The 15614-nt window shown below is 44.2% G+C and carries 10 protein-coding genes; 7 read left to right on the forward strand and 3 right to left on the reverse strand.

Annotated features, from left to right (window positions below; translation table 11 throughout):
- Nucleotides 1-67: 67 nt before the first annotated feature.
- Nucleotides 68-469, reverse strand: coding sequence for a DUF1971 domain-containing protein (locus JMV76_RS10420; RefSeq protein WP_193008691.1), 402 nt, complete (start codon nt 467-469; stop codon nt 68-70).
- 325 nt (nt 470-794) lie between these two features.
- Here JMV76_RS10420 and JMV76_RS10425 point away from each other — a divergent pair, with 325 nt between their 5' ends.
- Nucleotides 795-2273: an MFS transporter gene (locus JMV76_RS10425; protein WP_060491594.1), complete on the forward strand. Its 1479-nt coding sequence runs from the start codon at nt 795-797 to the stop codon at nt 2271-2273.
- Between the two features lie 211 nt (nt 2274-2484).
- Here JMV76_RS10425 and JMV76_RS10430 read toward each other — a convergent pair whose 3' ends face one another.
- Nucleotides 2485-3144, reverse strand: a complete 660-nt coding sequence (locus tag JMV76_RS10430; RefSeq protein WP_201502631.1) for a response regulator — start codon at nt 3142-3144, stop codon at nt 2485-2487.
- Between the two features lie 74 nt (nt 3145-3218).
- Nucleotides 3219-5252, reverse strand: a complete 2034-nt coding sequence (locus JMV76_RS10435; protein WP_227690308.1) for a histidine kinase — start codon at nt 5250-5252, stop codon at nt 3219-3221.
- 401 nt (nt 5253-5653) lie between these two features.
- Here JMV76_RS10435 and JMV76_RS10440 point away from each other — a divergent pair, with 401 nt between their 5' ends.
- The 6 genes from JMV76_RS10440 to JMV76_RS10465 all read left to right on the forward strand — a co-directional run bounded on the left by JMV76_RS10440 (nt 5654) and on the right by JMV76_RS10465 (nt 15577).
- The gene (locus JMV76_RS10440) at nt 5654-7033 is read left to right on the forward strand and encodes a NarK family nitrate/nitrite MFS transporter (protein WP_201502633.1); all 1380 of its coding nucleotides are present in this window, start codon (nt 5654-5656) and stop codon (nt 7031-7033) included.
- 348 nt (nt 7034-7381) lie between these two features.
- Complete coding sequence (locus JMV76_RS10445) at nt 7382-11140, forward strand: nitrate reductase subunit alpha (protein ID WP_201502634.1); 3759 nt, start codon at nt 7382-7384, stop codon at nt 11138-11140.
- Between the two features lie 92 nt (nt 11141-11232).
- The gene (gene narH, locus JMV76_RS10450; RefSeq protein ID WP_201502635.1) at nt 11233-12771 is read left to right on the forward strand and encodes a nitrate reductase subunit beta; all 1539 of its coding nucleotides are present in this window, start codon (nt 11233-11235) and stop codon (nt 12769-12771) included.
- Nucleotides 12772-12829: 58 nt separating this feature from the next.
- Nucleotides 12830-13639, forward strand: a complete 810-nt coding sequence (gene narJ / locus JMV76_RS10455) for a nitrate reductase molybdenum cofactor assembly chaperone (protein WP_227690332.1) — start codon at nt 12830-12832, stop codon at nt 13637-13639.
- 14 nt (nt 13640-13653) lie between these two features.
- Nucleotides 13654-14379: a respiratory nitrate reductase subunit gamma gene (gene narI, locus JMV76_RS10460; RefSeq protein ID WP_201502637.1), complete on the forward strand. Its 726-nt coding sequence runs from the start codon at nt 13654-13656 to the stop codon at nt 14377-14379.
- A 298-nt stretch (nt 14380-14677) separates the two neighbouring features.
- Nucleotides 14678-15577, forward strand: coding sequence for a peptidylprolyl isomerase (locus JMV76_RS10465; protein WP_374190059.1), 900 nt, complete (start codon nt 14678-14680; stop codon nt 15575-15577).
- Nucleotides 15578-15614: the final 37 nt, after the last annotated feature.

Raw genomic sequence — 15614 nt, forward strand, 5'->3', positions numbered from 1 at the left:
CATTCGTGGCCTTATTTTTTTGCTTATGAATAGGATGTTTTTAATAGCTGATTCATATATATAGCCCTTATGATTCATCCGACTGATCAAATAACTTTTCGATAGGCTTGCTGTGTATCTTTGAGCTATTGAACAGCGACTTATTACCAGTATCCGCTTCTGTCCAAAAATTAATATTGAATTGGGCATCATCACTTAATTCTACGCGGTGCCAATATTGAGGCGGACTGACCGCGAACTGCCCTGCTTTAATAACAATTGTTTTTTCAGGTTCAGTGGCGGCTTCATCAGCAAAGCCGTAAAAGGTAACCGTGCCTTGCATGACACAAATTTGGCCGTATACGCCCTCTGCTGTATTGTGATGAGTCAGCAAGGCTTTTGGGACTTTATCTTTAGTAAAAAAGTGGGTCGAACGCTTTATTTTCCAATGGCTGGGTATGACGGGGTTTGAGGCGACAGTATCACTCATGGTAACTCCTTGGCTAATTTGATGGGTGTATCCCAATCCTTTTTATTAACAGCGTACTTGTGAATAAAATTCTATTAATAAACAAGAAAAGCACGCACAGTAATGGTTATTATTACTATAGCGCATCATATTTTTAAATGTATTGCTATCCTCATATCATCTTAGTTAACCATCAATATATAGGATATTAAAGCCACTTTTTAATCCCCATTAAGTAGTATGTGAAATGACATTCATACTGCTTTCGCCTAATGGTTAGCGAGCTTACTTATTGCTACATTAACTCCATCTAAACTATCCAGTTCGACGGTGGAGAATACTTGTCATGCATGCAAAAGAGCTACTTGAGGTTGAACGCCGTGATATAAGAGCGCTTCACTATACGTGGATTGCTTTTTTTCTGACCTTTTACGTCTGGTTCAATATGGCGCCACTAGCCACTTCTATGCTAGAGGCCGAAAGCTACTTAACTTCTGAACACATCAAATTATTTCTCATTGCCAACGTTGCTTTGACCATTCCAGGGCGAGTGGTAGTCGGCATGGCATTGGATCGCTTCGGTCCGCGTCGCGTGTTTTCCATACTGATGGTCGTCATGGCGATACCGACATGGTTCTTCGCGTTTGGTAATTCCGCGATGCAGCTGTTCGTCGCTCGCCTATTTATGTCTATCGTGGGCGCAGGGTTCGTCGTTGGCATTCACATGACCGCCCTTTGGTTTAAGCCAAAAGACATTGGCTTTGCCGAAGGATTTTATGCCGGCTGGGGTAATTTTGGTTCAGCTGCCGCAGCGATTACCATTCCAACGGTTGCGCTACAGTTCTTTGGTGGTGATGACGGTTGGCGCTGGGCAATTGCATTATCTGGCTTACTGATGGCCGCTTACGGGGTAGCCTACTGGTTTTTAATCACCGATGGTCCTACACAAGATACCCATAAAAAAGCACGTAAGGCGGGTGCTTTAGAGGTATCGAGTTGGAGGGATCTATTATTATATTGCCTATTTATTATTCCTTTATATGGCGTATTAGGTGTATTGGTTTATCGTACCAAAAACATGGGATTCCTGAGCGAAACAGGCGCTTGGGGGTTTTATACTCTCATCGCTGTGGTGGTTATTTATCAAATTTACAAAGCCATCAGTGTCAATGTACCCATGCTCAAAGCGGGTATCCCTGAGGATGACAAATACCCCTTTACCTCTGTTGCCGCCCTAAATGTCACCTACTTTGCTAACTTTGGCGCAGAGCTGGCGGTCGTCTCTATGCTACCGATGTTCTTTGCCGCAACGTGGAAGCTCGACCCTACCGTCGCAGGGTTAGTCGCATCGACCTTTGCTTTTGTTAACTTATGGGCGCGACCACTTGGCGGCTATATCTCTGACAAGGTTGGCAATCGTCGCTTGGTGATGTTGGTATACATGTTCGGTATCGGTATCGGCTTTGGATTGATGGGATTGCTGAATGCAGAGTGGCCATTGTTTATCGCGGTCGTCTTTACGATTCTATGCTCAGTCTTTGTGCAAGGGGCAGAAGGTGCAACTTTTGGTATTATCCCCTCAATTAAGCGACGCTTAACGGGTCAAATTTCTGGTATGGCGGGGGCTTATGGCAACGTGGGCGCTGTGTTCTACCTATTTATATTTACCTTGGTCGAACCAAATCAGTTCTTTTTTATCATTGCGATAGGTGCATTTATTGCTTGGGTACTTTGTTTCTTCTGGTTAAAAGAGCCTGAAGATGCCTTTGGTGACGAATACAAAATGTCCTCGGTCGATCGTCAAATTGCCGCTGAAGAAGGCTAATTTGATTAGCTTATAAAATAAAAAAGCCACCCAGCATCACTGCTCGGTGGCTTTTTTTGACTGATATAGAGAGCTATCTAGACATGTCATAGGGATTATTCAGATGACCCATAATTTTTTATAAAAAGTAAAGCTTTCAAAAAGTAGCGATTTTAAAAAGTAATATTTTAAAAAAACAACTACTTTGATAAATAACCATTTTGACAAACGACTACTTTGATAAATGATTCACAGTCCATACTGCTGCCTCTACCCGTGTACGTAGTCCAGTTTTGTTCAAAATATGCTTAACATGCACTTTTACTGTGGATTCTGCAATATCCAGTTTGTTGGCGATCATTTTATTACTTAAGCCTTCCGCAATCATTTGAATCAATTGCAACTCTCTAGTGGTGAGATTGCCAGCGATATCTTCAATGCTTGGTGTACGTAACGTTTGTGCCAAGATTGAGGCCAAATTGAGACTAATAACCAGCTCACCGCGCAACACTTTTCTAATATCGACGATGATTAACTCAGGCTCCATGTCTTTTAGCAAATAACCATCCACCCCTAATTTCAATGCTTCTTGTACGTCTTCTCCGCTGTCAGAAACTGTAAATAGCAAGGTAGCCACGTCAATATTTCTGGCTTTGATTTCTCTTAAGGTTTCGATACCAGTCAACACTGGCATTTTATGATCTAGAATGACCAGATCAACTGGATTGTTTGCCAAAAAATCCAACGCTTCTTGTCCGTTATTCGCCTCACCAACGACGGTGACATCACTTTCGAGACTGAGCAGTTCTGCGACACCGCGGCGCAGCATAGGATGATCATCAACCAATAATAGACGAGCAGGAGAAGCAGACGTATAAACCTTAGTAGTCATAAAATACTCACAAATTGAAAAATGCTACAAAAAATACAATGCAGTGGTTAAGAGCGTTTACTAGGCCAATTCATTTAGTTTTGCTCAGCCATATAATCCGTAAAGAAACTGGGTACAAACCTGACGATGACACTGGTACCTGCGGGTACATTATTAGATATGATCAAATCACCGCCTAATTTATAGGCACGCTCTTTCATAATCATTAGACCATGATGCTGGGTCTGATTGACAGTCCCTGATATGCCAACGCCGTCATCATTGACCATCATCGCTACATAATTACTTTCATCATCATAAACCAAATCGATAGTGACGCTGTTAGCGTGGGCATGGCGACTGATATTCGACAGCGCCTCCCTTATAATTTGAATGAGATGCACTTGTTCGGTTGCCGTTAGATTCAAGGATAGGATTTGATTGTTGACCTTTATGTCAAACTGCCCTTTTACAGCAAACTCATCAGCCGCCTCATACAAAGCTTCATCAAAATTGCCGCTATCAATCGTCAAGCGAAAAGTCGTCAATAAGTCTCGCAGCTCATGATAAGCAGAGTTCAGACCCATTTTTATTTGACTGATATGCTGCCCAACCTTGATTTGACTTTGCTCATCAAATACCACCAGCCCACTGTCTTTATCAGTAGACAGTTGCAGATGTTTTTCGAGCACGCTGACTTGTATTTTTAGATAAGACAATGACTGTGCTAAAGAGTCATGCAATTCCCTAGCAATGGTCGAGCGCTCTTCAAGTAGAATAAGCTGATGGTCTTGCTGCCTTTGTCTGCGTAGCGATAAGGCGGTGCTGACGAGATTGGTCAGCACAACGATCAATTCATTGTTTTTAGCAATCAAATAACTACTATCTACCTCTACTACCTTGATACGTGTTGAATCTTCCTCGCTTTTTTTCTTATCTTCTGCATAAGCTTTATTGGTCATTAAGACAGATTTTGGTCTGACCTTTAGCTCACCAAACTCTATATCTTGATGAATAATCGGAAACGTTTTGGTATAAACGTCTTCTTTAATAGAGCAGCTGTCACAAGTGAGTTTGGTACATAGCTCCTTCATCCTATCATCGTGCAGGGCTATAGAGTTTTTATTGGTTAGAATATTGCTTTGAATACACAGCGTAAAATCTAAATATGGGAATATACACCCAAAGCCAGTAATCAATTCATCAAGCCGATGTAAGCTCACAGGACTACTGGTCAATTGCTTTGAGAAATCATAAAACAATGATAAGGCTTGGTTGGCTTTTACCAGATGCTGAGTCTTTGTCTGTACCTCACTCTCAAGTGAGCGCTGATACCTCTCAATGGTACTGGCCATACCGTTAAAAGAATTGCCAAGCGCTTCAAATTCTCTATAACCGCTGATAGACACTCTCGTATCATATTTGCCTTCTTTAAACGCCCGATTGGCTTTAATGAGTTGTTGAATAGGCGTTAGCACTGAGTTCTGTAATCTCCGTACGCCTATCAGCATGATAATCATGCTCAGTATCAGTGAGAGTATTTGTAGGTTTTGCTGCCATGTCTGACGCTGCTCATTTCGATCCTGTAACGCGCCAACAAAACGATTAACATCGTCAATATACTTGGTTGAATCACTATAAAAACCTTGCTTGTCTTGTGCCAACAATGCTGGTTTTAAATCACGAAACCATTGTGATTTTATCTGGCTCCATTGATCACTGATGACCTTATCTCTGTTGGCACTGGTCAGTTGATACGCTTGTAATTTGTTGAGACGACTCTCCATGTCTTCAACCAGTATGTCTATTTTTTCAGACTCACTTTTATTGGAGAAATCCAGTCTGTCTTGCTTTTCTACCTGCGGCGTATTGTCACTAGCTAAGCCATCTTGTTTGATATTTAGGCTTGAGCTAAAGGGATGGTTATCCGCAAAGTCAGTCGCGAGCTGAAAGCTAATGCGATACGTTGCCATGCGTATCGAGCCTGCGGTATTAATCGCCTCAGCATCAGACTTTGCTACCCAAGCGAGCGCACCACTGCCTATTGCTGACATCAAAAACAAAGTAGCAATGATCGTAATAGCAATCCAAGTATGAAGGAACAAAGACTGCCGTCGTAGATTAGACATGATTAATAGCGCTCCCATCGAACACTTTCTGCACAAAAGATTTGATATCTTAAAATTGAACGTCGCAAAGGCAAAAAATACACAGCATAAAAAATACTACAGCATACTTATCCGTCCATCGACAAGCAAAACCTTAGTGATAAACCTGCCCGTAATATACCCCTTTTAGTCATCAGTATACCACTATGTATGAATACTCTTCATCGGGATAACACAGTACCGTGAGTTATCATTTTTTGAAAGAGCAAGTAATTCATAGCGCTCATAAGCCAATACGGCGGCTCTTTGTCATCAATATTAACAAGAGTAAGCGCTACGGTTTATTGTAAGTTTAGACAGCCATTTGATGATAAAAAATACTGAATATAACTAGGCATAGCTGATACTAAGTGAGGAATAACATGGGCAATAATTACAACTTCAAAGGTGGTAAGCTCATCACTGACTGGCGACCTGAAGTAGAAGAGTTTTGGGAAGGAGGCGGCAAAAAAGTCGCTCGTAGAAATTTATGGATATCCATTCCATCGTTGCTATTGGCATTTGCAGTATGGATGGTATGGAGTGCCGTCATCGTCCGTCTGCCAGAGATTGGTTTTGATTTTGATGATGGACAGTTGTTTTGGCTCGCAGCGTTACCCGGACTATCAGGGGCAACGCTGCGAATTTTTTATTCTTTTATGGTGCCTATCTTTGGTGGGCGACGTTGGACAGCAATATCTACCTTATCCCTATTAATTCCAGCATTATGGATGGGCTTTGCGGTTCAGAACCCTGATACGCCATTTATGATATTTGCCATCATTGCCCTACTTTGTGGCTTCGGTGGTGGTAACTTTGCCTCCTCCATGTCCAATATCTCGTTCTTCTTTCCAAAAGCAGAACAGGGCACTGCTCTTGGGCTAAACGCGGGTTTGGGTAACCTTGGCGTGTCGGTGATGCAGTTCGTTGTACCGATGATTATATTGGTAGCAGCCTTTGGTAGCTTAGGCGGCGACCCACAAGTCTCTGCAAGCGGTCAGCTGTTTTATCTACAAAATGCAGGCTTTATTTGGGTACCCTTTATTCTGCTATTTTCAGCACTGGCATGGTTTGGCATGAACGATATTGCCACTGCTAAAGCTTCCTTTAAAGACCAATCCGTCATCTTTAAACGCAAACATAACTGGATCATGTGTATCCTATATATGGCAACCTTTGGCTCCTTCATTGGTTTTTCCGCCGCGTTTCCGATGCTGATTAAAAACTCATTTCCTGCCATTGATGCGCTTAAGTTTGCTTTCTTAGGTCCTTTAGTTGGTGCGCTATTTCGCCCCTTAGGTGGCTGGATATCTGATAAAACCAGTGGCGCAAAAGTGACTTGTTGGAATTATATTGTGATGGTATTGGCGGTAGTGGCGGTGATGTATTTCCTCCCTAGCGAGACTCATGAGGGCAGCTTTGTCGGATACTTCATCTCCTTTATGGTGCTGTTTATTACCACGGGTATCGGTAACGGCTCTACCTTTACCATGATTCCCGTTATCTTCAGAACCTTTCATGAACGCCTTGAACCTCAAAAAGCAGGTACAGAGGAGTTGTTTGTCGAGATACGTAAAGAATCAGCAGCAGTGGTTGGCTTCACGTCAGCGATAGCAGCCTATGGCGCATTCTTTGTCCCAAAAATGTTTGGTTCAGGGCTGGGTGTTGATGGTACTTTTATCGCTTTAATTGTCTTTTATATTCTCTGTATAGTGTTGACATGGTGGTATTACAGTCGCCCTAATGCTGAGATTCCTTGCTAAAGCAGCCTTGTATAAATCATCCTCTAAAAACAGATTTTTAAATTAAAAACATCTCTCTTTATAGTGCTACTTGCCAGCGTAAGTAGCACTTTTTTTATTTTTACCAATCCATATTTTGCTTATAAATAAGCCCAACTTATAAATACTTAACGATTTTTTAAGCAAATTTTATCATTTACCGCTACTACTAAGGTGGTAGTGCTCTGCTCATGTTAGCGGATAGCAAGAGGGCGATGGCTTACTTAAAATAATACCATCGAAAAACATTTACAGCTTGGGCAAAGGGTTGTTTTTACCACGCCATTCAGCTTTAGATACCCCATAGGCAATAATACAGAGGATAGCGAAATGAGCCATTTACTCGACCAATTCCGTTTTTTTAAACGTAAAAAGGGCGAATTCTCCGATGGGCATGGTGAGACGCGCGATGAGTCTCGTGACTGGGAGAATGTGTATCGTAGCCGTTGGCAGTATGACAAAGTCGTGCGTTCAACGCATGGGGTCAACTGTACGGGCTCTTGCTCATGGAAAATTTACGTAAAAAACGGCTTGGTCACATGGGAGACGCAGCAAACTGACTATCCTGAAACCCGTCCAGACTTACCGAACCACGAACCGCGTGGCTGTCCTCGTGGCGCAAGTTATAGCTGGTACATGTACTCAGCGAACCGTGTGAAATATCCTAAAGTACGTAAGCCGCTTCTAAAATTATGGCGTGAAGCCAAAGCGCATTATCCTGATCCAGTCGATGCGTGGGGCAGCATTGTCCAAGACCCTATCAAAGCAGAACAGTATAAATCCAAGCGCGGTTTAGGCGGTTTTATTCGCTCAACGTGGGCGGAAGTTAATGAAATCATCGCCGCTAGTAATGTCTATACCGCCAAAACTTTTGGTCCTGACCGTATCGTTGGTTTCTCTCCGATTCCTGCGATGTCGATGGTCAGTTACGCGGCAGGTAGTCGCTATTTATCACTTATCGGCGGTGTTTGCTTGTCCTTCTATGACTGGTATTGTGACCTGCCACCAGCGTCGCCAATGGTTTGGGGCGAGCAGACTGACGTGCCAGAATCAGCCGATTGGTACAACTCTGATTATATTATTGCATGGGGTTCAAACGTTCCGCAAACGCGTACACCAGACGCGCATTTCTTTACCGAAGTCCGTTATAAAGGCACCAAAACCGTCTCTATCACCCCTGACTATGCTGAGGTTTCTAAGTTAACTGACTTATGGCTAAACCCAAAACAAGGTACTGATGCGGCTGTTGCGCAAGCATTCTGTCATGTCATTATCAAAGAGTTTTATCTTAAGCAGCCAAGTGACTATTTCTTAGATTACGCCAAACGCTATACCGATTTACCAGTCCTTGTGATGCTAGAAGGTGCAGAAGGCGCACGCCGTGCTGGTCGCTATCTACGCGCTTCTGACTTAATCGATAATTTAGGTCAAGAAAACAATCCTGAATGGAAAACCATCGGTCTAAATAGTAATGGCAAGCTGGTTTCTCCACTCGGCTCGATTGGTTATCGTTGGGGCGAAAAAGGCAAATGGAACCTTGAGCAAAAAAATGGTACGACAGGCGCAGAAATTGACCTAACATTGACTTTGAAAGACAGTAATGAGACTTGCAAAGTCGGCTTTGATTACTTTGGTCATGTGGATCATCCGCATTTCACCTCAGTACCGGGCGAAGCAATACAGCAAAAAACCGTTCCTTGTAAAACAATTACCCTTGCCGATGGCAGCACCGCTATCGTTGCGACCGTCTTTGATCTAACCGTTGCCAACCTTGGGGTGGATAATGGTGTTGGCGGCGAGCATGTCACTGATGACTATGACGATGCAACCGTACCGGGCACGCCTGCTTGGCAAGAAGTCATCACCGGTTTGAGCCGTGAGCGCGTCATTCAAGTCGCGCGTGAGTTCGCAGAGAATGCCCATAAGACTCATGGTAAATCGATGATTATCATCGGCGCGGGTATGAACCACTGGTATCACCTAGACATGAACTATCGCGGCGTGATTAACATGCTCATGCTATGTGGCTGTATCGGTAAATCTGGCGGCGGCTGGGCACATTATGTTGGTCAAGAAAAACTGCGCCCTCAAACGGGCTGGTTGCCATTGGCCTTTGCGCTTGATTGGCATCGTCCACCGCGTCATATGAACGGCACGAGCTTCTTCTACAATCACAGCTCACAGTGGCGTCATGAGACGATTTCTGCCCATGAGATACTCTCGCCTCTCGTCGATAAAAAGTTTTTCCCTGAGCATATGCTTGATTACAACATTCAAGCAGAACGCGCAGGCTGGTTGCCTTCAGCGCCGCAATTAAACCGCAATCCACTGACCATCGCTGCTAAAGCCAAAGAAAGCGGCAAAGGCGTGGAAGAATATGTGGTCGATTCTCTAGAAGATGGCAGCTTACGCTTTGCTTGTGAATCACCTGATAACCCAGCCAACTTCCCGCGCAACATGTTTATCTGGCGCTCAAACCTATTGGGCTCATCAGGTAAAGGTCACGAATATATGCTGCATTATTTCTTGGGCACCAAAAATGGATTGCTCAATAAAGAAAATGCAGAAGGTCACCTGCAACCAAAAGAAGTCGATTGGGTGGAAAAAGGCCCGACTGGTAAATTAGACTTGGTTGTCACCCTAGATTTCCGTATGTCTTCTACCTGTTTGTATTCTGACATCGTACTACCGACTGCAACGTGGTACGAAAAAGATGACATGAATACTTCAGACATGCATCCATTTATTCCCCCATTAACCGCCGCGACTGACCCTGCGTGGGAATCTAAGACCGATTGGGAAATTTATAAAGGCATTGCCAAGAGCTTCTCTGAAGTATCAAAAGGTCATTTAGGTGTTGAAACTGACGTTGTCACCTTGCCAATGCAACATGACACCCCAGGTGAGTTGGCACAACCATTTGGTGGCACTGACTGGAAAACAGCGGGCGAAAAACCTGTACCGGGTAAAAACTGCCCGATGATTAAAGTGGTTGAGCGTGACTATCCGAGCACTAATAAAAAGTTCACTTCTATGGGTCCTGCCTTAGAAAAACTAGGCATCGGCTCAAAAGGCTTGAACTGGGATATGAAAACCGAAGTCAAACAGCTCGGTGATTTAAATCATAGAGTGACTGATGCCGGTATTTCTGAAGGTCGACCAAGTCTTAACACCGCTATCAATGCTTCTGAAATGATTTTGATGCTCGCACCTGAAACCAATGGTCATGTGGCGGTAAAAGGCTGGGCTGCACTCTCTGAGTTCACCGGTCGCGACCATACTCACCTTGCCAAATCTAGCGAGCACGAAAAAATCCGCTTTAAAGATATCGTCGCCCAACCACGCAAAATCATCTCAAGCCCGACTTGGTCAGGTATTGAGTCGGATCAGGTCAGTTATAACGCGGGTTATACCAACGTCCATGAGCTGATTCCATGGCGTACGATTACTGGTCGCCAGCAGTTTTATCAAGACCATCCTTGGATGCAGGCGTTTGGTGAGCAAATGCAGCAGTATCGTCCACCTATCGATACCAAGACCACTGAGCTGCTCAAAGACGCTAAGCCAAATGGCAATAAAGAGATTGTACTGAACTTCTTAACACCGCACCAAAAATGGGGCATCCACAGTACCTACTCTGAAAACTTGCTGATGCTGACCCTAAGTCGCGGTGGACCTTGTGTCTGGATGTCAGAAGTCGATGCGCAAAAAGCCGGCATCGTCGATAACGACTGGATTGAGCTGTTCAATGCTAATGGGGCCATCACTGCCCGTGCCATCGTCAGCCAAAGGGTGAAAGAAGGCATGACCATGATGTATCACGCCCAAGAGAAATTGGTTAACATTCCAGGCTCTGAGCAAACAGGCACGCGTGGCGGTATCCATAACTCGGTCACTCGGACGATTTTGAAACCGACACATATGATTGGCAGCTACGCCCAGCAGTCTTATGGCTTTAACTACTATGGCACCGTTGGTTGTAACCGTGATGAATTTGTCGTGATTCGTAAAATGTCAAAAATCGACTGGCTAGAAGATAAGCCAGATAACGAATTACCGCGCCCATTACCAACCAGCATTGAAGGGTAAAGCTGTTTCTTCTATCGAAAAGATATCCTGATTTCAGGATATCTAGAAAGAACATAAAGCTGCTTTTTTACTATTATTTGGAGCACAGATCCATGAAAATTCGTTCGCAAGTCGGCATGGTGCTTAACCTTGATAAATGTATCGGTTGTCACACCTGCTCAGTCACCTGTAAAAACGTCTGGACCAGCCGTGAAGGTATGGAGTATGCGTGGTTTAACAACGTTGAATCAAAACCCGGTATCGGCTACCCCAAAGAGTGGGAAAATCAAACCAAATGGAAAGGCGGTTGGATACGCAATGCCAATGGCACTATCAATCCGCGTATCGGCGGTAAATTCAGAGTACTCGCCAATATCTTTGCTAACCCTAACCTGCCTGAGATTGATGACTATTACGAGCCGTTTGATTTCGATTATCAACATTTACATACTGCGCCTATCAGCAACCATCAACCTATCGCCCGCCCGCGCTCAGCCATCACTGGCAAGCGTATGCAAAAGATTGAATGGGGTCCTAACTGGGAAGAAATCCTCGGCTCAGAGTTTGAAAAACGTCGCAAAGATAAGAACTTTGACAATATTCAAGCGGAAATTTATGGCGAGTACGAAAACACCTTTATGATGTATTTGCCACGTCTGTGCGAGCATTGCTTGAACCCAACTTGCGTCGCATCATGCCCAAGTGGCGCGATTTATAAGCGTGAAGAAGACGGCATTGTCTTGATTGACCAAGAAAAATGTCGCGGCTGGCGCATGTGTATCTCAGGCTGCCCGTATAAAAAGATTTACTACAACTGGAAGTCGGGGAAATCTGAAAAATGCATCTTCTGTTATCCACGTATTGAAGCCGGCTTGCCGACCGTTTGTTCAGAAACCTGTGTTGGTCGTATCCGCTACTTGGGCGTCTTGCTTTATGATGCTGACAAAATCGCTGAAGCAGCAAGCACACCTAACGAGCAAGACCTTTATCAAGCACAGTTAGACGTATTTTTAGATCAAAATGACACTGCTGTTATCGCCCAAGCATTAAAAGACGGTGTACCGCAATCGGTCATTGATTCAGCGCAGCGCTCACCAGTTTATAAGCTAGCGATGGATTGGAAGCTTGCGCTACCGCTACACCCTGAATACCGCACGCTACCGATGGTTTGGTATGTACCGCCATTATCACCGATTCAAAATGCTGCTGAAGCAGGCAAAGTCGGTATGGATGGTCTCATTCCAGATGTCGACAGCTTACGTATTCCTTTGCGTTATTTAGCAAACATGCTTACCGCAGGCGATGAAGAGCCAGTTCGTCTAGCATTGAAGCGCCTACTTGCTATGCGTAGCTACAAGCGTATGCAATTGGTTGAAAAACAAGAAGTCCAAAGTATCTTGGATGATGTGGGTTTGACCAAGCTGCAAGTGGAAGAGATGTACCGCTACTTGGCTATCGCCAACTACGAAGATCGCTTTGTAATTCCAACGGCGCATCGTGAAGAAGCATTGAGTGACGCTTTTGCTGAACGCAATGGTTGCGGATTCACCTTTGGCGAAGGCTGTTCAGGACATTCGGACAATAGCATGTTTGGACAACGCAAAACCAATCGCCGCGATTTCATCGATACTGTCCAAAAGTGGGAGTCATAAGATGCAAACTACTCAACTTAATAACAGCACTTCAGTGCATGAGCCAATTACTTCATCAATGGAGTCACCAACTATCGGTAACTCCGACTTGAAGCTACTCAAGGTCTTAAGCTTACTTATCGACTATCCAAGCAATGAGCTGTTTTTAGGCGATACGCTTGCCGATTGCACCGAAATTGTCGCCAAATCAACACTGATTAGTCCAGAAGTACGCACGCAAATCATCGACTTGATTGAAGATTTAATCGATACCGGCTCTCTTGAGGCGCAAGCGCGTTATGACGGTCTGTTTGAGCGCGGGCGTTCTTTATCACTATGGTTGTTTGAGCATGTACATGGCGAGTCGCGCGACCGTGGTCAAGCGATGGTCGATTTGATGGGTCAGTATCAAGAAGCAGGCTTTGAGATTAGTGTCAAAGAGCTGCCTGATTATCTGCCTTTGTATCTTGAATTTTTAGCGTATCAAGCAACCATTATCGAAGACGATATTCAAATTCGTATGGATATCGCTGATGTTAGCCATATCCTCGCTTTGCTTGCCGCCAGATTAGAAGGTCGCGGTAGCTTGTATAAAGGCTGCTTTAATGCGCTATTGCAAATCGCTGGTAAACCGCTCGATATCGTTGAAGAGTACCAAGAAAAAATCAGTAAAGAAAAGCGTGATGACAGCTTTGAGGCATTAGATAAAGAATGGGAAGAAGAAGTGGTGACGTTTTTGGATGCGCAACAAGAAGAGCGCTGCCCGTCACAAACAAGTACCCAAAATCTTGCAGCAAAAGCTGGTATAAAAAATGCCTCTGCTACAAATGCGGTCGATGCTCCAGTGCACTGGGTAGATTTTAAAACCAACCAACCGGTTAAATCATAATAAGGAGAAAGGACATGAATATCGCAGATCCTAGTGTGCAGTCTTTAGCCAACCTAAACTGGCTACAAATTTTCCTTTTTGGCGTTTATCCGTATGTGGCATTGACCATCGCTATTATTGGTTCTTGGGTACGTTTTGATTTATCTCAGTATTCATGGAAGACAGGCTCGACGCAAATGCTCAGAAGCAAAAACATGCGCCTTGCCAGCAACTTATTCCACGTTGGCATTATCGTGGTCTTGCTGGGTCATTTATTTGGCATGTTGACGCCGCATTTTCTTTATGACAGATTTATCAGCGCCGGACATAAGCAGATATTAGCGGTGGTCGTTGGGGGTATCGCAGGCGTGTTTTGTTGGTTTGGCTTGGTCATGCTCATGTGGCGACGCTTTACCGATGACCGTATCTCAAACACCTCATCGTTCTCAGACAAGCTGGTACTGATGCTGTTATTTATCCAGCTGAACTTAGGTCTGCTGTCCATCTTTACGTCAGTGAAGCATTTAGATGGCTATACCATGATGAATTTGGCAGGATGGGCACAGGACATCACAATCTTAAGACCTTTGCAGGCAGCAGCGCGCATTGAGCAAACTGACTTAATTTATCAGCTGCATATGGCGCTCGGCATCACCCTGATTGCGATATTTCCGTTTACACGGCTTATTCATATCATTAGTGCGCCAATTTGGTATTTCGGGCGTCGCTATCAAATTGTCAGACAAAAGAACTCTCAGTAAAGCTGTAGAGCAGTAGAGCAGTATCTAAATGGAACGGCATTTTTAACCCTATCCTCACCTAGATACTGCTCTTTACCCTACCTTTAACGATAAATCAACACGCCCTATATTTTAGAATTTCTATTACCAGAATCCTTAGTGGAGCAAAGCCATGACTGTCAGTACCTACAATCCAGCCGACCATGCGACCAACCAAAACGCTCATGTGCACAGTGGTAATCATCACAGCCATGATAATGATAATCACAGTCATGCCGATCACACTCCTACTGGTCGCGGTGATGATATTCTTAGAGTAATGCCAACCTTGTCTGATTTGCAAAAACCGCATTCTGACCAAGAGTTCATCGAAAAAGCGATGGCGGAAGAGCGCAGCAACCATAAAAACCTGATTGCCTCTAGCCGTGATGAGCTGCCTTCAGTGACGGTCAATGGGGTGATGATAGATAGAACGAATATCGCTCAAGAGCTGCAATATCATCCAGCAGAAAACAAAGAAGACGCCGTCTTTTTAGCGACGCAAGCGCTGGTTGTGCGCGAATTACTGAGATTGGCAGTTTTAGATGAGCCAAGCCTTGGTGAAGCAGCATGGGAAAACGACGAAGAGCAAGCTATCTCTACTTTAATAGACAAAAACGTTCAAGCAACGATGCCAGATATGGCAACTTGTGAGCGCTATTATAAGCAGAATATGACTGACTTTAAGACTGACCCCATTATGACCGTACGCCATATTTTATTGGCATGCCCGCCTGAAGATGGTGATGAGCGCTTAAAGCTCAAAAAGACCGCGTACGAGTTTATCGAACAAATCAAAAATAACGCCAATCCTGATGCAGAATTTATCCATTTAGCACGCCAGCATTCGGCTTGCCCTTCAAAAGAGCAAGGCGGCGAACTGGGTGTGATTAGCAAAGGTCAAACCGTACCAGAATTTGAAGGTGTATTATTTAAGCTCGATAAAGGACTTGCGCCAAGCCCTATCGAAAGCCGTTACGGTTTTCACATCGTTGAGGTGCTCAATAAAGAATCTGGGATACAGATGACTTATGAGCAAGTCAGCCCTGCGATCCATAACAAATTGAGCCAACAAGCCTTTCACCAATCATTATGCGATTACTTGTTTACCTTAGCGCATGAGGCTGATATCCAAGGTATCGAGATGACGCTTGAGCAAGAGAATATATTCCGCGGCTAAGCAGTCCACTGTCGGTCACTTAATTCTTATGTTATAA

The sequence above is a fragment of the Psychrobacter cibarius genome (assembly GCF_904845955.1).
Classification (GTDB): domain Bacteria; phylum Pseudomonadota; class Gammaproteobacteria; order Pseudomonadales; family Moraxellaceae; genus Psychrobacter; species Psychrobacter cibarius_B.

Bases quoted from the DNA above. Each gene is read 5' to 3' on its own strand.
- JMV76_RS10420 (WP_193008691.1), bottom strand. From the start codon at position 469: ATGAGTGATACTGTCGCCTCAAACCCCGTCATACCCAGCCATTGGAAA.
- JMV76_RS10425 (WP_060491594.1), top strand. From the start codon at position 795: ATGCATGCAAAAGAGCTACTTGAGGTTGAACGCCGTGATATAAGAGCG.
- JMV76_RS10430 (WP_201502631.1), bottom strand. From the start codon at position 3,144: ATGACTACTAAGGTTTATACGTCTGCTTCTCCTGCTCGTCTATTATTG.
- JMV76_RS10435 (WP_227690308.1), bottom strand. From the start codon at position 5,252: ATGTCTAATCTACGACGGCAGTCTTTGTTCCTTCATACTTGGATTGCT.
- JMV76_RS10440 (WP_201502633.1), top strand. From the start codon at position 5,654: ATGGGCAATAATTACAACTTCAAAGGTGGTAAGCTCATCACTGACTGG.
- JMV76_RS10445 (WP_201502634.1), top strand. From the start codon at position 7,382: ATGAGCCATTTACTCGACCAATTCCGTTTTTTTAAACGTAAAAAGGGC.
- narH (WP_201502635.1), top strand. From the start codon at position 11,233: ATGAAAATTCGTTCGCAAGTCGGCATGGTGCTTAACCTTGATAAATGT.
- narJ (WP_227690332.1), top strand. From the start codon at position 12,830: ATGGAGTCACCAACTATCGGTAACTCCGACTTGAAGCTACTCAAGGTC.
- narI (WP_201502637.1), top strand. From the start codon at position 13,654: ATGAATATCGCAGATCCTAGTGTGCAGTCTTTAGCCAACCTAAACTGG.
- JMV76_RS10465 (WP_374190059.1), top strand. From the start codon at position 14,678: ATGCCAACCTTGTCTGATTTGCAAAAACCGCATTCTGACCAAGAGTTC.